The organism is Pseudomonas sp. FP2254, assembly GCF_030687695.1.
Classification (GTDB): Bacteria; Pseudomonadota; Gammaproteobacteria; order Pseudomonadales; family Pseudomonadaceae; genus Aquipseudomonas; species Aquipseudomonas quebecensis.
In genome coordinates, this window is record NZ_CP117444.1 from 121210 (window position 1) to 140791 (window position 19582).

Sequence of the window (19582 nt, forward strand, 5' to 3'; positions counted from 1 at the left end):
TAAGAAGCAGCCCGAAATTGGGTCTGTAGCTCAGTTGGTTAGAGCGCACCCCTGATAAGGGTGAGGTCGGCAGTTCGAATCTGCCCAGACCCACCAATTTTGTGTGGGAAACGCCTGTAGAAATACGGGGCCATAGCTCAGCTGGGAGAGCGCCTGCCTTGCACGCAGGAGGTCAACGGTTCGATCCCGTTTGGCTCCACCACTACTGCTTCTGTTGTATAAAGCTTAGAAATGAGCATTCCATCACTGCGATGGTGAATGTTGATTTCTAGTCTTTGACTAGTTCGTTCTTTAAAAATTTGGGTATGTGATAGAAAGATAGACTGAACGTTACTTTCACTGGTAACGGATCAGGCTAAGGTAAAATTTGTGAGTTCTCTTAATTGAGAAATTCGAATTTTCGGCGAATGTCGTCTTCACAGTATAACCAGATTGCTTGGGGTTATATGGTCAAGTGAAGAAGCGCATACGGTGGATGCCTTGGCAGTCAGAGGCGATGAAAGACGTGGTAGCCTGCGAAAAGCTTCGGGGAGTCGGCAAACAGACTTTGATCCGGAGATGTCTGAATGGGGGAACCCAGCCATCATAAGATGGTTATCTTGTACTGAATACATAGGTGCAAGAGGCGAACCAGGGGAACTGAAACATCTAAGTACCCTGAGGAAAAGAAATCAACCGAGATTCCCTTAGTAGTGGCGAGCGAACGGGGACTAGCCCTTAAGTGGCTTTGAGATTAGCGGAACGCTCTGGAAAGTGCGGCCATAGTGGGTGATAGCCCTGTACGCGAAAATCTCTTAGTCATGAAATCGAGTAGGACGGAGCACGAGAAACTTTGTCTGAATATGGGGGGACCATCCTCCAAGGCTAAATACTACTGACTGACCGATAGTGAACTAGTACCGTGAGGGAAAGGCGAAAAGAACCCCGGAGAGGGGAGTGAAATAGATCCTGAAACCGTATGCGTACAAGCAGTGGGAGCCCACTTTGTTGGGTGACTGCGTACCTTTTGTATAATGGGTCAGCGACTTATTTTCAGTGGCGAGCTTAACCGAATAGGGGAGGCGTAGCGAAAGCGAGTCTTAATAGGGCGTCTAGTCGCTGGGAATAGACCCGAAACCGGGCGATCTATCCATGGGCAGGTTGAAGGTTGGGTAACACTAACTGGAGGACCGAACCGACTACCGTTGAAAAGTTAGCGGATGACCTGTGGATCGGAGTGAAAGGCTAATCAAGCTCGGAGATAGCTGGTTCTCCTCGAAAGCTATTTAGGTAGCGCCTCATGTATCACTGTAGGGGGTAGAGCACTGTTTCGGCTAGGGGGTCATCCCGACTTACCAAACCGAAGCAAACTCCGAATACCTACAAGTGCCGAGCATGGGAGACACACGGCGGGTGCTAACGTCCGTCGTGAAAAGGGAAACAACCCAGACCGTCAGCTAAGGTCCCAAAGTTATGGTTAAGTGGGAAACGATGTGGGAAGGCTTAGACAGCTAGGAGGTTGGCTTAGAAGCAGCCACCCTTTAAAGAAAGCGTAATAGCTCACTAGTCGAGTCGGCCTGCGCGGAAGATGTAACGGGGCTCAAACCATACACCGAAGCTACGGGTATCACGTAAGTGATGCGGTAGAGGAGCGTTCTGTAAGCCTGTGAAGGTGAGTTGAGAAGCTTGCTGGAGGTATCAGAAGTGCGAATGCTGACATGAGTAACGACAATGGGTGTGAAAAACACCCACGCCGAAAGACCAAGGTTTCCTGCGCAACGTTAATCGACGCAGGGTTAGTCGGTCCCTAAGGCGAGGCTGAAAAGCGTAGTCGATGGAAAACAGGTTAATATTCCTGTACTTCTGGTTATTGCGATGGAGGGACGGAGAAGGCTAGGCCAGCTTGGCGTTGGTTGTCCAAGTTTAAGGTGGTAGGCTGAGATCTTAGGTAAATCCGGGATCTTAAGGCCGAGAGCTGATGACGAGTCATCTTTTAGATGACGAAGTGGTTGATGCCATGCTTCCAAGAAAAGCTTCTAAGCTTCAGGTAACCAGGAACCGTACCCCAAACCGACACAGGTGGTTGGGTAGAGAATACCAAGGCGCTTGAGAGAACTCGGGTGAAGGAACTAGGCAAAATGGCACCGTAACTTCGGGAGAAGGTGCGCCGGTGAGGGTGAAGGACTTGCTCCGTAAGCTCATGCCGGTCGAAGATACCAGGCCGCTGCGACTGTTTATTAAAAACACAGCACTCTGCAAACACGAAAGTGGACGTATAGGGTGTGACGCCTGCCCGGTGCCGGAAGGTTAATTGATGGGGTTAGCTAACGCGAAGCTCTTGATCGAAGCCCCGGTAAACGGCGGCCGTAACTATAACGGTCCTAAGGTAGCGAAATTCCTTGTCGGGTAAGTTCCGACCTGCACGAATGGCGTAACGATGGCGGCGCTGTCTCCACCCGAGACTCAGTGAAATTGAAATCGCTGTGAAGATGCAGTGTATCCGCGGCTAGACGGAAAGACCCCGTGAACCTTTACTATAGCTTTGCACTGGACTTTGAATTTGCTTGTGTAGGATAGGTGGGAGGCTTTGAAGCGTGGACGCCAGTCTGCGTGGAGCCATCCTTGAAATACCACCCTGGCAACTTTGAGGTTCTAACTCAGGTCCGTTATCCGGATCGAGGACAGTGTATGGTGGGTAGTTTGACTGGGGCGGTCTCCTCCTAAAGAGTAACGGAGGAGTACGAAGGTGCGCTCAGACCGGTCGGAAATCGGTCGTAGAGTATAAAGGCAAAAGCGCGCTTGACTGCGAGACAGACACGTCGAGCAGGTACGAAAGTAGGTCTTAGTGATCCGGTGGTTCTGTATGGAAGGGCCATCGCTCAACGGATAAAAGGTACTCCGGGGATAACAGGCTGATTACCGCCCAAGAAGTTCATATCGACGGCGGTGTTTGGCACCTCGATGTCGGCTCATCACATCCTGGGGCTGAAGCCGGTCCCAAGGGTATGGCTGTTCGCCATTTAAAGTGGTACGCGAGCTGGGTTTAGAACGTCGTGAGACAGTTCGGTCCCTATCTGCCGTGGACGTTTGAGATTTGAGAGGGGCTGCTCCTAGTACGAGAGGACCGGAGTGGACGAACCTCTGGTGTTCCGGTTGTCACGCCAGTGGCATTGCCGGGTAGCTATGTTCGGAATAGATAACCGCTGAAAGCATCTAAGCGGGAAACTAGCCTCAAGATGAGATCTCACTGGAACCTTGAGTTCCCTGAAGGGCCGTCGAAGACTACGACGTTGATAGGTTGGGTGTGTAAGCGCTGTGAGGCGTTGAGCTAACCAATACTAATTGCCCGTGAGGCTTGACCATATAACACCCAAGCAATTTGAGTCGAAAGGCCAGATTGCGGTGTATGAAGACGCAATGAACCGAAAGTTCGACGCTCACAAAACACCGACAGCTGTCACATACCCAATTTGCTGAAGCGAGGCCATCTGGCCGCGACTCAGTACCCGAATTTCTTGACGACCATAGAGCATTGGAACCACCTGATCCCATCCCGAACTCAGCAGTGAAACGATGCATCGCCGATGGTAGTGTGGGGTTTCCCCATGTGAGAGTAGGTCATCGTCAAGATTAAATTCCGAAACCCCAATTGCGAGAGCAGTTGGGGTTTTGTTTTATGTAGAAGTCCATGAATTTCACTGGCACGCTGCAATGCATCGTTCTGGTACACAGAATTTCTTGACGACCATAGAGCATTGGAACCACCTGATCCCATCCCGAACTCAGCAGTGAAACGATGCATCGCCGATGGTAGTGTGGGGTTTCCCCATGTGAGAGTAGGTCATCGTCAAGATCAAATTCCGAAACCCCTGTCTGCTAACGCAGGCAGGGGTTTTGTCGTTTAGGCAATCGGTATTTTCCACTCAGTATCCAACCGCAATATCCTTATATGGCGTGCGCGCAAGTGCCGGTGTGCTGCATTCCCGCAATGAATCGGTGTACCACCGGTCCGGTTTCTCGCTCAAAAAGAAGATGTTTCCTACAAACCCTTAAGATTTCACTCGATTTGGCCGAAAGCCTGATGAGCCATGCGTGCACCGAAATAGAGCGGCCCGCGAAGCCGGCTATACCGTTACATGGAATGTTCCGCTCGGCACGCTCATCCCCCTTTGGCAAAAAGAAGTCGATGAAATGAATCTCAAGTTCAGTCATAAAATTTTGTTGGCCGCGTCAGGCGTGGTGGTCCTAGCCTTCGCGTTATTTACGCTTTACAACGATTACCTGCAACGCAGTACGATCAAGCAGAATCTGGAGTCATCTATCCAGCAATCCGGTGAGCTCACCGCCAGCAGTGTGCAAAACTGGCTCAGTGGTCGAATCCTGGTACTCGAAAGTCTGACTCAGAACATTGCCCACCAAGGCAGTGCTGCGGACCTGCCAGGTTTGGTAGATCAACCTGCACTGACATCGAACTTCCAGTTCACTTATGTCGGGCAAACCAACGGTGTATTCACCCAACGCCCTGACGCCAAAATGCCGGACGACTATGATCCTCGTCAGCGCCCTTGGTACAAACAAGCTGTTGCTGCAGATAAACCCATGCTGACGCCGCCTTATATGGCGGCAGTAGGTGGTCAGATCGTTACCATCGCGATGCCGGTGAAAAAGAACGGCGAATTGCTTGGTGTGGTGGGTGGCGACCTTAGTCTGCAAACCTTGGTGAAAATCATCAACTCGGTGGACTTTGGTGGTATCGGCCATGCTTTTCTGGTCAGCGGCGACGGCCAGGTCATCGTCAGTCCAGACGAAGATCAGGTGATGAAAAACCTCAAGGACATCTATCCAGGCACCACACTTCGCATAGAAAAGCTCAACCAGGACGTAGTACTCAAAGGCCATGATCGCATTTTGTCCTTTACGCCCATCAGCGGCCTGCCAGGTGCCGATTGGTATATCGGATTGTCGATCGACAAAGACAAAGCCTACGCGCCGCTCGGTAAATTCCGCACCTCAGCCTTGATTGCCATGTTGATCGCCGTGGTAGCGATTGCGGTGTTGCTGAGCCTGTTGATCCAAGTGCTACTGCGCCCCTTGACCACCATGGGCGTCGCCATGCAGGACATCGCCCAAGGCGAGGGCGACCTGACTCGTCGCCTGGCTGTCACCAGCAAGGACGAATTTGGCGAAGTAGGCAGTGCGTTCAACCGGTTCGTTGAGCGTATTCACGCTTCGATTTCGGAAGTCTCTTCGGCCACGCGCCAGGTTCATGATTTGTCCCAGCGCGTGATGGCGTCGTCCAACGCGTCGATCATCGGCTCCGACGAGCAAAGTGCACGTACCAACAGCGTTGCTGCGGCGATCAACGAGCTGGGGGCCGCCACTCAGGAGATTGCGCGGAACGCGGCTGATGCATCTCAACACGCCAGCGGTGCCAGTGAGCAGGCTGACGATGGGCGCAAAGTGGTTGAGCAGACCATTTTGGCAATGTCTGAGCTGTCTCAGAAGATCAGTCTTTCGTGCACACAGATTGAAACGCTTAACGCCAGTACCGACAACATTGGTCACATTCTGGATGTGATCAAAGGCATTTCTCAGCAAACCAACTTGCTTGCTCTCAACGCCGCGATCGAAGCCGCGCGTGCTGGTGAGGCCGGGCGTGGCTTTGCTGTGGTGGCCGATGAAGTACGCAACCTGGCTCACCGTACCCAGGAGTCCGCCGAAGAAATTCATAAAATGATCACTTCACTGCAAGTGGGCTCCCGCGAGGCGGTGACCACCATGAATGCCAGCCAGGTCTCAAGTGAGGAAAGTGTTGAGGTCGCCAACCAGGCGGGTGAACGCCTGGTGAGCGTGACGCAGCGAATCGTTGAGATTGACGGCATGAACCAGTCCGTCGCTGCGGCCACTGAGGAGCAAACCGCCGTGGTGGAAACGCTCAACGTGGACATCAACCAGATCAATCTGCTTAACCAGCAGGGCGTAGCCAATCTCAACGAGACACTCAGAGACTGCGATGCCCTGTCGCAACAGGCCAATCGCTTGAAGCAACTGGTCGACAGCTTCAAGATCTGACTTGTCTGGGCGGTGCGTAGGAGCGAGCAGCTTCGCTCCTACGCACCGCCCAGCAGCTTACGCACGTTTGCCAGGGCGCTGTCGGCAAAGTCCTGCACAAACGCTTCGAAACCCACCTGCGTCTTGTCCACTGGCTCGGCAATGATGGTCCAGCTCACCTTGGCGCATTGCACGCCATGTGCCTGCACACGAATCCCTGCCCACAACCTGGCCACGCCCAGCGTGTTATAGATCATGGTCCAGGTCATGTGCATGGCATGATCATCTCGACTATTGAGTTGCTCGACGACACAGTTGCCATCACGGAACGTTTTGGTACGCAATGCACCCACGCCTGTGCCGATCATCTCGACAGACGCCAAGGCCGGGATGAAGGCATCAAAGCTCGAAAACTGCCCCACCATCTCCCACACGCGAAGCGCTTCGCAGTTGATGACGACGCTCGCCACAATCGGCGGGCCGTTCGGGTTGCAGATTAAAGTATCGGGTTGCAGCGGTTTCATATCGTGGTCCTGGAACGGTTCAAAGAAAGCCAATGGCCTTGAGGTACTCAAAGCCTTTGTTCAACAGCGCCGGGTCTTTTTCCGGATAGTGCTCGCCCATCTGCTCAACACCCCGTCGGGCATTGTCATGCACAATCATCTTGGTATCTCCAATGTCATCATCCAGGCGATCAAGGTAAAACCCGAGTACCCCAAACATTGCGTTGTCCTGGCTCACCGTGCGCAGGGCTTGTTGCCATTGCGCAACGCATACCCGCTCGAATCCGCCCCCCACCCGGCTTAATTCATCCAAGTAGCGCTCCCAACTCAACGGCTGTGGGTTATGCAGGTTGAACACGCAGCTATTGGCGTGAAAGCTCATGCAATGGAACGCGATGAAGCGCGCCAGGAAGTCCACCGGCATCAGGTCGAAATCCAGTTCCAAGCGGGGCAACAGGCCTAACTGCAGCGACCCCTTGAGCATCAGCATCAAGCGATTTTTTTGCGGTTGGCAAACGCCGGTGCGGCTGTTGAAACTGACGTTGCCCGGACGAAGGATGTTGACCCATGCACCTTGCTCGATCGCACGCCCCAACAGCCGTTCAGCCGTCCACTTGGACAGGTTGTAGCCATTCTTGATGAACAGCGGCGGCGCGGCACCGGCCTGAGCTTCCAGCACATGGCCCTGGGTATCGATGCAGCTGGCGGCTGAAAGCGTCGAGACAAAATTGAACACCTTCTTGCAGTGGGTCTCGCATAGACGCAGGCATTCGAAGATGGGTTCGACGTTGTCCCTGGCCAGTGAGGCGTAGTCCATCACATGGTTGACCTGCGCCGCGTTGTGCACCAGTACGCCGAACTCCCTCGCAAGCTCGTCATACACTGCGTCGGCCAACCCCAATCGAGGTTGGCTGATGTCGGCGGCCAATACCCGCACCCGGCCAAGGTCCAGGTGGTCGAGGCGGTAGTCGCGCAGTGCCTGACTGAACCGCGCCGCTGCGCACTGCCCCGGCTGTTCGCGTACCAGACACGCCACTTGGGCCGCCCCGCCGGCCAGAAGCGCTTCGACAATATGAACGCCCACAAAGCTATTGGCCCCTGTGACCACGACCTTCTTCGGATTGCCCCCAAGCCGCTCGGGCAAGGTTTTCACGCGCCACTCACGTTGCGCATCCCGAACGGCCTGGCCACAGGAGGCGTCAGGCCGCTCTCCCTCTTGCATCAACATGGCGAGCGTGCGGATCGTGGGCACTTCAATGAACTGGCTCAACGCGAAACTGCGGCCAAACTCTTCGCGTACGCGCAGCAACAGCGTCGACAGCAAAATCGAGTGACCGCCCAGGTCGAAGAAGCTGGCATCGACCGACAACTGCGCGGCGGGTACCTCCAGCACCCCGCCCCACAATTGCGCCACTCGTGCTTGAAGCGATGTCGGCGTCACGCCGCCGTTGACCTGCCTGCCTGACCGCCCCGGCAATGCGAGCAGCGCCTGCCTGTCGACTTTCCCATTGCTGGAACAGGGCAATCCTGGCAGCTCGACCCATATTCCCGGCTGCATGTAATCCGGCAACCATTGCCGCGCATGCTGCTTCACGGTTTCTAGCGTAGCGTCCGGTTCGGGCTGCGCGACAAATGCGCAGATTCGGTGGTCACGGTCGATCGCCACGGCAACCTGGCGATACAGCCGGCCGCTGCGCAAACAGTGTTCGATTTCCTGAGGCTCCACCCGGAACCCACGGATTTTCACCTGGTCATCGCGTCGCCCGACCAGCAGGATCCCGTCGGGCGTCCACTGCGCCAGATCACCGCTGCGATAGGCTCGCGTTACCTGGCCTCCCGGCATGGGCAGGTCGACAAACGGTCCATCGTTCTGCTGCGGTACATTGACGTAACCCAGGCTTACCCCAGGGCCGACGATATACACATCGCCCGTTACATGTTCATCCACCGGCTGCAAATGTTCATCGAGGATCAGCACCCGGCTATTGGCAATAGGGCGGCCGAGGTTGCGATTACTGTCGCTCTGGACGAACGTGCGGTGAGTGGCCAGCACCGTGATTTCGGTAGGGCCATACAGGTTGTGGAACTGGCACTGCCCGGCCAGTTGCTCGATGACATGAGGTTCACAGACGTCGCCGCCGGTCAGCAGATGTGTCAGGCCCAGCGGTTGCTCCAGTGGCAGGATACTAAGCAGCGCGGGCGGCAGGAATGCGTGAGTAATACGCTGCCGGCGCAGCAGCGCCAGTAGTTGCACCGGATCACGCCGTTGCGCCTGGCTGGGGACGATCAACTCGGCACCCGCTATCAGGGCAGGGAAAATATCGATCAGCGACGAGTCGAAACTCAGTGGCGAAAACTGCAGCACGCGGCAGTGCTCATCCAGCGCCATGCACGACCCGAACCAGGCTGCGAAATGCGCCAGGTTGCCCTCGCTCAACACAACGCCTTTGGGTAGGCCCGTGGTGCCCGAGGTATAGAGCACCATGCACGGCGCATCCAGGCATGGTTGATGGCACATCAGTGCGGGCCCACCGTCGACTGACTCTACAGTGCTGACATCCAACGCAGTAAAACGCTCGCGCAATGGATGTTGACCAGCATCCAGCAATACGACGGCCCGGGCGCCTTCGAGCATGGCCTGATGACGTTGCGCGGGTTGGTCTGGCTCCAGTGGCAGGTACACCGCACCACTGCCGAGCACAGCAAGAATACTGGCATAAAGATCCAGGGATTTTTCCAGGCAGACGCCCACAACCGCAGGCGCTTCAAAGGGCTGCAGCACAGGGCGCAAGCGTTGTTGGATCGCCAGAGCGCGAAGATGCAATTCACGGTAAGTCACCGTGGTGCCGGCGATATTCAATGCCGGCCGCTCGGCGAAGGCCTGCAGGCTGGCTTGTATTCGGTCAATCATGACCACTTGCGCCCGCTGCATCACTTCGGGGTTTGCCGTGCGGTTGAATCGATGCAGGAACGCCAATGCCTCAAGCTCCTGCAGGCCTTGTTCGGGCCAGTCGTTGGTGGCTGCGGTCGGTGAGAAGTAGGCGGGGTCCCGCGAAAAACCGCTGACCAACAGCGCCACCCATTCGACCAGTGCATGGGTCACCTGTTGACGCTGCCGTTGGCCGTTTCCGCTGGGCTCGTCGACGACATCCAACATGGCCACCAGCCGGTGCCCACGGTCATAAGCGCGCAATTGCAGTACCGGCAGCCCGCTTTCGGTGATCGGACCAACGCCCATGCGTAGCAGGATGCAGGCCGCGTCACCGCCATCCAGGGGCTGCGATGAGCTGCCATCTTCAATCCATAGGTCAATGGCTTCGTCGGCCGAGGCGTGCCCGTACTCCTCCAATACCCGCCTGGTGGCCGCCAGGGCCGTGCTGGTGCCGCGCCAGCCGATGGTCAGGCGCCTCATGCCAGCCCCCAGGGGCCCGGCGCGAAGGCGTTCAACGCGTCCGCCACACTCGGCGTCTGCAACAGGCCGCTGTTCTGCAGGAAACCGAGGATATTGCTCATCAAGGGGTGCTGGCGATGGATGGGAAACGCCAGCGCCCTGACGTCATCACGCAGCGCATTGCGCACGTTCGGGCTGATGTCGAGGTGGTCGATCAGGTGCAGGTCGAAATTTTTCTGCAGCTCATGGGTCAGGTAGTGCCCTAGAAACGTCGGCAGAACATGCGCGATAGCATCCCGGTCCTGTGCGCTCGCCGCTTGCCAATACAGGCGGACCAGGCTGGTCCAGAACCGGGCGTGCCGACCTTCGTCAAACAGGTGGTCGGCCATCATGCCGCGGATGGCGCCCTTGACGCTGCTGTCCTTGGAAAACGCCGCCACATCGTGGGTCACGGTATTTTCGGCGATGGCCACGCCAATCAGCTCCACGGCGTCGCGCAGGTGAGCCGGTGCCTGTGCCTGCGCCGCCGGCAACGCGCGGCTCAGTTCAATGTGCGAGGGCAGATCGAGGGGGGCAATGCCCGTCAGCGCCACGGTCTGTTGCAGGAAGTCCAGCGCGACCAGAGCGTGGTAATCCTCGTCCACTACTACGGTCATCGCGTCCACGCGACAGGCGAGCGGGAAGGGCAGCGAGAAGCGATTCTTGGCGATGGCGCGCGCGGTTTTATCGACGATTTCGGTTTCGAAGATCACCACGTCATTGATGAATTTATAGAAGCTTTGCACCAGTACGAATTCGCGCCACTGCGGGCAGTGTTCAACGAACGTCGCGCTGAGCACCAATGGCTGGCGGCACACTGGAAAGATCAGCTTATTGTCGTTTTCCAGCAGACGTCGCGGGCGGGTGCGAATGGTTGCACGGCGTTCCCAATCGTCGGCAAAGCAATGGTAGCCGGCGAGGTTCATGGACGTACCTCCTGCAGCGACACCTGCACCTCATCCCAGAACGTGATTCGGCTGTCCAGCGCGACGATCGCGGTTTCGTTGGCTTGCTGCGCATACGTCGGGTGTGCGTCGGTCAGTTGTCTGAGCAAGCGCTCTGCTGCCGGCGCGTGATCCTGGGCGTCCAGCTCGATATGGCGTCTGAGGTAGGCACATAAGATGGGCGCGCGGTCCTCAATCAGCGCGTCGGCCAGCAGCAGGCGCTCGAACATGCTGGGGATTACACGCTCGCGACCATGAAGAAATACCGCCGCGACACAGTGAGTCGGCGCGTTCAACGCCACGCGCAGCGTGTCGCTGACAAAGCGCCTGGCGCCCGAGGGGGCTTTAGCCTCATGCAACGCTGTGATCGGCGCCACACCCTGGCGTAGCAGGGCCATGAAACGGTTGATCGCGTTGGCGTTGGCGCCGATTTCGCACATTGCCTCCAGATACAGCTCGAAGTGGCTGCAATGACCGTCGCGCGGGTGTGTGTCGGACTCTTCCGCCAGCACGATTTCATTGATCAGGCGAGCTGCCTGCGGGTTGGCAGGTGGCAGCCAGGGCAGTTGAGTACACGTCAACTCCCGTTGCAGCCGTTTGGTGATGGTCATGAAGTCCCAGACAGCAAATACATGGCTCTCCATGAAAAGTTGTAACTTGTTTAGAGATGTTATTTGTTTGAAGAGCGGATGAGCGCATAACTGCTGCTTTTTTTGTTCAAGTAAAAGTTGATGCATGGTTGCTGCCTATAAGTTGTTGCGTCTGCTGTGAATACAGCGATGAGCTTTTGTGATCGGCAAAGCGATAAGAGATTTAAATCAGGCTCGGCACGCGCCTTGTAACCTGCCCGAATGCACCGATGGATAAGGTGTCTGGTTTGATGGCGAAGATGATAGTCAGGTTAAACAGTTTGACGAGCATATAAATGTGTTAGATGTTTTTCCAAATAATATGGGCTGTCAGTAAGTTGGTTTTTGAAAGTGGGAAAGTTTCCGCACACAAGCAGGCAGCCTCGGCTTGGTTATTAAGCCAAAGCGAATGTGCCCTGTTTATTTAATGGGGAAATTGCGCAGGATCAGGTAGCCCTGCCTCGCTCAAGGGGCAGGGTGCACGCGGTTTTAGTGCGGGTTGTTTCGCTCGGCCTTGCCAAGGCCATCAAGGTAGGTAGAGATCACTTCCATCCCGCGCATCAGGTGATTGCGCAGGGTCAAAATGCTTTCCTGGATCTTCTTCTGCGCCACCAGGTTCAACAGCTCGCGGTGGTCCTCCTGGGACGTCTGACCCAGTCCCATGGCCTCCAGGTTGAAACGCAGGAAGCGCTCTTCCTCATTCAGGCCATGTTCCACCAGTTTCAGCAGCCGCTGATTAGGCGCTTTGCTGTACAGGGCCATGTGAAACAAGCGATTGAGTCGGCCAATCTCGGTGTAGTCCTTTTCCTGCTCCAGCGCACGAATGAGCCCGTCAGCATTGGCGATATCAGCCTCGGTCAGCCAGGGAATCGACAAGCGCAGCGCTTCGGATTCCAGCAACATCCGCAGCTCATAGGTTTCGGCCGAATTGTCTTCGATCAAGGGGGCAACCACGGCGCCCTTGTGAGTGACTACATGCAACAGCGATTGGGCCTCCAGCTGACGCAAAGCTTCGCGCACCGGCATGCGGCTGACCCCGAAGAGGCTGGCCAGTTCCTGCTGGCGCATGGCCGTCCCGCAAGGCAGGCGGCCATCGAGTATCGCATTGCGCAGGGTTTCTTCAATCACAGAGCGGGCAAGGTGGGCGGGGATGGGACCGCTGATCTTGATGCTGTTCAAAGGTGTCGGCTTCTGCGTCACGGTTACGCTGCCCTCCTTGCTGAAATGGATGATGGCTAATTGGATCCAATGCACACTAGAGGCTGCTCCCAGGCTTGTCAAACATGCACGGTTTCGGCTTGTAAGCGTATCAACACGGCGCTCTGCGGGCTCACGACAGGGTTTGATAACGTCTTACAGCAGGTGCCGAACTCGTCCAGGCTCGGACGATTCGGCGGCGAACTTCCTGGTGCTTGCCGTCAGTTTCACGCATATGGTTATTCTTTATTAGTATTTAAATTGAAGTTCTTATGCCTATAAAGTTCAGTTCCTGACTGACCGGGAGTGAACACATGTCCACCGTCTCTACCGTTGCATCCGAGGCTACTCACCTTCAAACGTTTGAAATTCGTGCGCTTCCCGGCAGCGTCGGCGCCGAGGTGGTTGGCCTGGACTTATCCCGGCCCGTCAACGACCGCGACTTCGCGCGCATCCACCGCGCGCATCTGGATCACCACGTGGTGGTGTTTCGCGACCAACGCATCACTCCCCAGCAGCAGATCGCTTTCAGCCGGCGCTTTGGCGTGCTGCAAATCCACGTGCTCAAGCAGTTCCTGCTGGCCAATCATCCGGAAATCCTGATCGTCTCCAATATCATCGAAAACGGCCAGGCCATTGGCCTCGGAGACGCCGGCAAATTCTGGCACTCGGACCTGTCCTATAAAGAGCTGCCCAGTCTCGGCTCGATGCTGCACGCCCAGGAGCTGCCGAGTGAGGGCGGCGACACGCTGTTCGCAGACATGCACAAAGCCTGGGATCAGTTGCCCGCGCATCTGCGCACGGCGGTCGAAGGCCGCCGCGCCGCGCACTCCTACACGGCGCGTTACAGCGAAACCAAATTCGAAGGCAACTGGCGCCCGACCCTGACGCCCGAGCAGCTGGCGCAAGTCGCCGAAGTGGTGCACCCCATCGTACGTACGCACCCGGAAAGCGGCCGCAAGGCGCTGTTTGTCAGTGAGGGGTTCACCACGCGCATCGTCGGGTTGCCGGAGGACGAAAGTCGCGACCTGCTAGCGCAGCTCTACGCCCACAGCGTGTTGGCGCACAACATCTACCGCCATCAATGGCAGCCCCACGACCTGGTGTTCTGGGACAACCGCTCGCTGATCCACCTGGCCGCCGGTTGCCCAAGCCATCTGCGCCGCAAGCTGTTTCGCACCACCATCCAGGGCGACGCGCCTTTCTGATCGGAGCACGACCATGTCCAGACACCTTCCATTTGCACGACTGGCCGCCAGCGTCGGCCTGGGTTTCAGCCTGTTGGTCGGCAGCCTCGCGGCCCCATCGGTGGCGCACGCCGAAGGCGAGATCCGCATCGCCGAACAGTTCGGCATCGTCTACCTGCTGCTCAACGTGGTACGCGACCAGCATCTGATTGAAAAATACGGCAAGCAGGAAGGCATCGACATCAAGGTCGACTGGACCCAGCTGTCCGGCGGCGCGGCAGTCAACGACGCATTGCTCTCCGGTTCCATCGACATCGCCGGGGCCGGCGTCGGCCCGTTGTTGACCATCTGGGACCGCACCCACGGCAAGCAGAACGTCAAAGCCGTCGCGTCCCTGGGTAACTTTCCGTACTACCTGGTCAGCAACAACCCCAAGGTCAAGACCATCGCCGATTTTACCGACCAGGACCGCATCGCGGTTCCGGCAGTCGGTGTGTCGGTGCAGTCGCGCTTCCTTCAATACGCCGCCGCTAAGCTGTGGGGCGACCAGGATTTCAACCGCCTCGACAAGTACACCGTCGCAGTTCCGCATCCCGACGCCACTGCAGCGTTGATCGCCGGCGGCACCGAACTGACCGGGCACTTTTCCAACCCGCCGTTCCAGGAGCAAGCCCTGGCCAACCCCAACGTGCACGTGGTGCTCAACACCTACGACCTGCTGGGCCCGAACTCGCCGACCGTGCTGTTCGCCACCGAAAAATTCCGCAACGACAACCCCAAGACTTACAAAGCGTTCGTCGACGCTTTGACCGAAGCCGCACAGTTCGCCCAGAACGACAAAGGCGCGGCGGCCGACACTTACCTGCGCGTGACCAAGGCCAGGATCGATCGCGCCGAGCTGCTTAAAATCATCGACAACCCACAGTTCGAATTCAGCGTCACGCCGAAGAACACCTACCCACTGGCAGAGTTCCTGTACCGCGTCGGCGCTATCAAGCACAAACCGCAGTCGTGGCAGGACTACTTCTTCCAAGACGCCAAACCCCTGCAGGGAAGCTGAAATGAACGCGCCTTTGCCAGGCCACGCAGCCAGCAGTCTGACCCCCTGCGCGCCGTTGCTGGCGGTGGATAACGTCAGCCTGGAATACCGCACGGCCGAGCGCGTGGTACGGGCCACCCACCAGGTCAGCTTCGAGATCGACCCGGCCGACCGCTACGTGTTGCTCGGCCCGTCCGGCTGCGGCAAATCCACGTTGCTCAAAGCCATCGCCGGGTTTATCAAACCTTGCGAAGGCGAGATTCGCCTGCTGGGGCAAAAAGTCGAGCAACCGGGCCCCGACCGCATCGTGGTGTTCCAGGAGTTCGACCAGTTGCCGCCGTGGAAAACCGTCAAACAGAACGTGATGTTCCCGCTGCTGGCGTCGAATACCTGCAAGCGCGCCGAAGCCGAAGACCGTGCGCGGCATTACCTCGACAAAGTTGGCCTTAGCGCTTTTGCCGATGCGTACCCTCACACCCTGTCCGGCGGTATGAAGGCGCGCGTGGCGATTGCCCGTGCGCTGGCGATGCAACCGAAAATTTTGTTGATGGACGAACCCTTCGCCGCCCTCGATGCGCTGACTCGGCGCAAGATGCAGGAAGAGCTGTTGTTGCTCTGGGAGGAGGTGCGCTTCACCTTGCTGTTCGTCACGCACTCCATCGAGGAGGCGCTGGTGGTGGGCAATCGCATCCTGTTGCTGTCACCGCATCCCGGGCGCGTGCGCGCGGAAATCCACAGTCACCAATATGATCTGCACAGCCTCGGCGGTGCCGACTTTCAGGCCTCGGCGCGACGGATTCATCGGCTGTTGTTCGACGAAGCCACCGAGGCGGAACCCGAGCTGGATTTTGCCGATATCCGCATCGCTTACTAAGGGGCTGCCCATGCGCCAGGAATATGAAATTACCCTTGAGCCGTTGCTCAGCGTGCCGGTGGAGCGAGTACTGCCGCTGCGCCAGCGCCTGTGGCAACAGGGCTGGTTGCGCAAAGGCCTGATCCTGCTCGTGCTCGCCGTCCTCTGGGAAGCCGTTGCGCGCTACCAGGACAACGACTTGTTGCTGCCGAGTGTTGTGCAGACCTTTCACGCGTTCTACGAGGGGCTGCTCAGCGGGGAACTGCTCGGCAAAGTCAGCATCTCGCTGGCGGTGCTGATCAAGGGCTATCTGATCGGCATTGTGCTGGCGTTCGCCTTGACTACCCTGGCGGTGTCGACGCAACTGGGCCGCGACCTGCTCAGCACACTGACCTCGATGTTCAACCCATTGCCGGCCATTGCCCTACTGCCGCTGGCGCTGCTGTGGTTTGGCCTGGGCCAGAACAGCCTGATCTTTGTGCTGGTGCATTCGGTGTTGTGGGCGCTGGCGCTCAACACCTATTCGGGGTTCCTGGGCGTGTCCGAAACCCTGCGCATGGCCGGTCGCAACTATGGCCTCAAAGGCATTCGCTTTGTACTGTTTATCCTGATCCCGGCGGCGCTGCCGTCCATTCTGGCAGGCCTGAAAATCGGCTGGGCCTTCGCCTGGCGCACGTTGATCGCCGCCGAGTTGGTGTTCGGCGCCACCAGCGGCAAAGGCGGCCTGGGCTGGTACATCTTCCAGAACCGCAACGAGCTGTACACCGACAAGGTATTTGCCGGGCTGGCGGTGGTCATCCTGATCGGCCTGCTGGTGGAGAACCTAGTGTTCGATACCTTCGAACGTCTTACCGTGAAGCGTTGGGGTATGCAGCGCTGAAAGACCCATCCCTGTTACGATTGCGCCCAGTTCACTCCCCACTGCTTATGAGTGCTTGGCATGCAACTACCGGACATGAACCTGCTGGTCGCCCTCGACGCCTTGCTCGATGAAGGCAGTGTGGTCGGCGCCGCGCGCCGCATGAACCTCAGCCCTGCGGCCATGAGCCGTACCCTCACGCGCATACGTGAAGCGGTGGGCGACCCGATCCTGGTGCGTGCCGGGCGCGGCCTGGTGCCGACACCCAAGGCCTTGCAGTTGCAGGATCAGGTGCGCAACGTGGTCGAGCAGGCGGCGCTGCTGTTTCGCTCGGCCGACCAAGTGGACCTGAGTACCCTGCGCCGCCGTTTCAGCGTGCGAGCCAATGACTTTTTTATCGGGGTGTACGGCGGTCGCCTGTTCGACACCATGGAGCGCATGGCGCCGCTGTGCGAGCTGTGTTTCGTGCCCGAAGGCGACACCGACGACGAAGCACTGCGCGAAGGGCGACTGGACCTGCGCGTGAGCAACACCATGCCGGCCAGCCCTGAAGTGAAAGTCCAGAACCTGTTCTCCACCACCTTCGTGGGCCTGGCGCGGCAAGACCACCCGCTGTTCGATGACGACATCACCGCCGCACGCTTCGCCAGCTATTCCCATATCAGCATCTCGCGGCGCGGCATTGCCCGTGGTCCGATCGATACCGCGCTCAATGCCCAAGGCCTGGAGCGCCGCGTGGCGATGATCGCGCCGGGTTTTCACGGCGCAATGTTCATGCTGCCCGACTCCGACCTGCTGCTGCCGGTGCCCAAGGAAGCGCTCTACAGCGCCAACCGGTTGAAGCTGCCGCTGCGCGCCTTCCCGCTGCCCATCTCCTTGCCGACACTGGTGCTGGCCCAGTCCTGGCACCCGCGCTTCGACAACGATCCGGCGCACAAATGGCTACGCGAGACCCTGCGCGAAAGCTGCCACGCCACCTGGCTGGAAGCGCAACCCACCTGACCTCCAAATCATGCAGGGTCAAAATGTGGGAAGGCGCTTGCCCTAATGCCAGTCAGTTAAGGCGAGAGGGGTAATGACTAAAAAACCAGAGCCAGTATGCGAATCCAAACCCCCTCCTCAGTATTAACTGAAAGAACCGGCTCAAAATGTGGGAGGGGGCTTGCCCCCGATAGCGGTCGATCAGATGAAAAATCTATGCCTGTCTTACAGCGTCGAGAGCAAACCCCTTCCCACCTGGAGATTTTTGTCGGATCAAGGATTGCGTTCAGCGCACTTATAAGCTGCCGACAAGTAACTTTTTGTCATGTTTTAGTCTGATTAAACTGCTCGGGTATTTCCTACGCCGAGTTACCTGTTCATGAGTTCCCTCGCTGCCCCCACCCTCGCGGCTGCAGCCCAACCCACCGCCATTACCCCGCCCGTATTCGGCCCGCGCATCATCGTCGGCCTGGTCGGCGTATTGCTGGCGGTGCTGGTGTCCGGTCTCAACGAGATGGTCACCAAGATTGCCCTTGCTGATATCCGCGGTGCGCTGTACATCGGCTTTGACGAAGGCACTTGGCTGGTCGCCGCTTATACCGCCACCTCTGTGGCGGCCATGGCTTTCGCGCCGTGGTGTGCGGTGACGTTCTCGCTGCGCCGCTTCACGCTGTGCGCCATCGGTTTGTTCACGGTGCTGGGCATCCTTTGCCCCTTTGCGCCCGACTACAAAAGCCTGCTGCTGTTGCGCACCGTACAAGGCCTGGCCGGCGGTGCATTGCCGCCGATGCTGATGACCGTAGCGCTGCGCTTCCTGCCGGCGAACGTCAAGCTGTACGGCCTGGCCGGCTACGCACTCACCGCCACCTTCGGCCCGAGCCTGGGCACGCCGCTGGCGGCGCTGTGGACCGAATACGTCGGCTGGCAGTGGGCGTTCTGGCAAATCGTCGCACCGTGCCTGCTGGCGATGGTTGCCGTGGCTTACGGGTTACCGCAGGACCCGTTGCGCCTGGAGCGTTTCAAGCAGTTCAACTGGCGCGGCCTGCTGCTGGGCTTCCCGGCGATCTGCATGCTGGTCATCGGCGTGCTGCAAGGCAATCGCCTGGACTGGTTCGAGTCCGGTCTGATCACCTTCCTGCTCAGTGGTGGCAGCCTGTTGATGGTGTTGTTCCTGTTTAACGAATGGTCGCATCCGCTGCCGTTTTTCAAGCTGCAGATGCTGGGCCTGCGCAACCTCGCGTTTGCCTTGATCGTGTTGGCGGGCGTGCTGATGGTGCTGACCTCGGTGATCCTCATTCCGTCGAGTTTTCTCGCCCAGGTGCAGGGTTACCGGCCACTGCAAACCGCACCGCTGATGCTGCTGATGGCGCTGCCGCAATTGATCGCACTGCCGTTGGTGGCGGCGCTGTGCAACCTGCGCTGGGTCGATTGCCGCTGGGTGTTGGGCACGGGCCTGGGCCTGCTGGTGCTGTCCTGCGTGGGCAGCGCACATCTGACATCGGCGTGGATCCGCGACGACTTCTACGTGCTGTACCTGCTGCAGATCTTCGGGCAACCCATGGCCGTGTTGCCGTTATTAATGCTCTCCACCGGCAGTATCCAACCGGTGGAAGGGCCGTTCGCCTCGGCCTGGTTCAACACCGTCAAAGGCCTGGCCGCCGTGATCGCCACCGGTGTGCTGGAGGTGCTGACCACCCGCCGCGTGCATTTCCACTCGAGCACACTGGTAGACGGCCTCGGCAACTCGCCGCTGGCCGACGCCGATGCACCGGGCCTGGCGCACCGCCTGCACGAACAGGCCGTGGTGCTCACCTCGTCGGATCTGTACTACGTCATGGCTGCGGTCGCGGCGGCTCTGATCCTGCTGATTTTCTGGATGCCCACGCGGATCTTTCCGCCGCGCGCACCGACCTAGTTCAAAGGACTCCCC

12 protein-coding genes, 2 tRNA genes and 3 rRNA genes are annotated in these 19582 nt (G+C 58.1%); 12 read left to right on the plus strand and 5 right to left on the minus strand.

What is annotated here, in order from left to right; all coding sequences use genetic code 11:
* Positions 1–19: 19 nt before the first annotated feature.
* From PSH94_RS00580 to PSH94_RS00605, 6 genes are all read left to right on the plus strand, one after another.
* Positions 20–96, plus strand: a tRNA-Ile gene (locus PSH94_RS00580).
* A 30-nt stretch (positions 97–126) separates the two neighbouring features.
* Positions 127–202, plus strand: a tRNA-Ala gene (locus tag PSH94_RS00585).
* 246 nt (positions 203–448) lie between these two features.
* Positions 449–3342 (plus strand): 23S ribosomal RNA (locus PSH94_RS00590).
* A 151-nt stretch (positions 3343–3493) separates the two neighbouring features.
* Positions 3494–3609, plus strand: a 5S ribosomal RNA gene (rrf, locus tag PSH94_RS00595).
* 107 nt (positions 3610–3716) lie between these two features.
* Positions 3717–3832: ribosomal RNA gene (rrf, locus tag PSH94_RS00600) — 5S ribosomal RNA — on the plus strand.
* Between the two features lie 338 nt (positions 3833–4170).
* Entirely contained in the window at positions 4171–6051 is a 1881-nt protein-coding gene (locus PSH94_RS00605; RefSeq protein ID WP_181081784.1) for a methyl-accepting chemotaxis protein, read from the plus strand.
* 38 nt (positions 6052–6089) lie between these two features.
* On the opposite strand, the gene PSH94_RS00610 is transcribed toward PSH94_RS00605, so the two are convergent.
* The 5 genes from PSH94_RS00610 to PSH94_RS00630 form a co-directional block, all read right to left on the minus strand.
* A complete protein-coding gene (locus PSH94_RS00610) occupies positions 6090–6554 on the minus strand; it encodes an SRPBCC family protein (protein ID WP_305436086.1) in 465 nt (154 codons plus the stop codon).
* 19 nt (positions 6555–6573) lie between these two features.
* Positions 6574–9945 (minus strand): amino acid adenylation domain-containing protein, encoded by a 3372-nt coding sequence (locus PSH94_RS00615; protein ID WP_305436088.1) that lies wholly within the window; start codon positions 9943–9945, stop codon positions 6574–6576.
* Positions 9942–10889 (minus strand): diiron oxygenase, encoded by a 948-nt coding sequence (locus tag PSH94_RS00620; RefSeq protein ID WP_305436089.1) that lies wholly within the window; start codon positions 10887–10889, stop codon positions 9942–9944. The genes PSH94_RS00615 and PSH94_RS00620 overlap by 4 nt, the downstream gene beginning before the upstream one ends.
* Positions 10886–11644, minus strand: a complete 759-nt coding sequence (locus PSH94_RS00625) for a DUF3050 domain-containing protein (RefSeq protein WP_181081780.1) — start codon at positions 11642–11644, stop codon at positions 10886–10888. Before PSH94_RS00625 ends, PSH94_RS00620 begins: the two co-directional genes overlap by 4 nt.
* Positions 11645–12025: 381 nt before the next feature.
* Positions 12026–12736, minus strand: coding sequence for a GntR family transcriptional regulator (locus PSH94_RS00630; protein ID WP_181081779.1), 711 nt, complete (start codon positions 12734–12736; stop codon positions 12026–12028).
* A gap of 311 nt (positions 12737–13047) precedes the next feature.
* On the opposite strand from PSH94_RS00630, the gene PSH94_RS00635 reads away from it, so the two are divergent.
* From PSH94_RS00635 to PSH94_RS00660, 6 genes are all read left to right on the plus strand, one after another.
* The gene (locus tag PSH94_RS00635; protein WP_305436091.1) at positions 13048–13941 is read left to right on the plus strand and encodes a TauD/TfdA family dioxygenase; all 894 of its coding nucleotides are present in this window, start codon (positions 13048–13050) and stop codon (positions 13939–13941) included.
* Positions 13942–13954: 13 nt separating this feature from the next.
* A complete protein-coding gene (locus PSH94_RS00640) occupies positions 13955–14980 on the plus strand; it encodes an ABC transporter substrate-binding protein (RefSeq protein WP_253509895.1) in 1026 nt (341 codons plus the stop codon).
* Between the two features lies 1 nt (position 14981).
* A complete protein-coding gene (locus tag PSH94_RS00645) occupies positions 14982–15833 on the plus strand; it encodes an ABC transporter ATP-binding protein (RefSeq protein WP_266245330.1) in 852 nt (283 codons plus the stop codon).
* Between the two features lie 10 nt (positions 15834–15843).
* The gene (locus tag PSH94_RS00650; RefSeq protein ID WP_253509896.1) at positions 15844–16692 is read left to right on the plus strand and encodes an ABC transporter permease; all 849 of its coding nucleotides are present in this window, start codon (positions 15844–15846) and stop codon (positions 16690–16692) included.
* A gap of 60 nt (positions 16693–16752) precedes the next feature.
* Positions 16753–17673 (plus strand): LysR family transcriptional regulator, encoded by a 921-nt coding sequence (locus PSH94_RS00655; protein WP_253509897.1) that lies wholly within the window; start codon positions 16753–16755, stop codon positions 17671–17673.
* 358 nt (positions 17674–18031) lie between these two features.
* Entirely contained in the window at positions 18032–19567 is a 1536-nt protein-coding gene (locus PSH94_RS00660; protein ID WP_305436096.1) for an MFS transporter, read from the plus strand.
* The last annotated feature ends 15 nt before the right edge of the window (positions 19568–19582 follow it).

Bases quoted from the DNA above. Each gene is read 5' to 3' on its own strand.
- PSH94_RS00605 (WP_181081784.1), top strand. From the start codon at position 4,171: ATGAATCTCAAGTTCAGTCATAAAATTTTGTTGGCCGCGTCAGGCGTG.
- PSH94_RS00610 (WP_305436086.1), bottom strand. From the start codon at position 6,554: ATGAAACCGCTGCAACCCGATACTTTAATCTGCAACCCGAACGGCCCG.
- PSH94_RS00615 (WP_305436088.1), bottom strand. From the start codon at position 9,945: ATGAGGCGCCTGACCATCGGCTGGCGCGGCACCAGCACGGCCCTGGCG.
- PSH94_RS00620 (WP_305436089.1), bottom strand. From the start codon at position 10,889: ATGAACCTCGCCGGCTACCATTGCTTTGCCGACGATTGGGAACGCCGT.
- PSH94_RS00625 (WP_181081780.1), bottom strand. From the start codon at position 11,644: ATGCATCAACTTTTACTTGAACAAAAAAAGCAGCAGTTATGCGCTCAT.
- PSH94_RS00635 (WP_305436091.1), top strand. From the start codon at position 13,048: ATGTCCACCGTCTCTACCGTTGCATCCGAGGCTACTCACCTTCAAACG.
- PSH94_RS00640 (WP_253509895.1), top strand. From the start codon at position 13,955: ATGTCCAGACACCTTCCATTTGCACGACTGGCCGCCAGCGTCGGCCTG.
- PSH94_RS00645 (WP_266245330.1), top strand. From the start codon at position 14,982: ATGAACGCGCCTTTGCCAGGCCACGCAGCCAGCAGTCTGACCCCCTGC.
- PSH94_RS00650 (WP_253509896.1), top strand. From the start codon at position 15,844: ATGCGCCAGGAATATGAAATTACCCTTGAGCCGTTGCTCAGCGTGCCG.
- PSH94_RS00655 (WP_253509897.1), top strand. From the start codon at position 16,753: ATGCAACTACCGGACATGAACCTGCTGGTCGCCCTCGACGCCTTGCTC.
- PSH94_RS00660 (WP_305436096.1), top strand. From the start codon at position 18,032: ATGAGTTCCCTCGCTGCCCCCACCCTCGCGGCTGCAGCCCAACCCACC.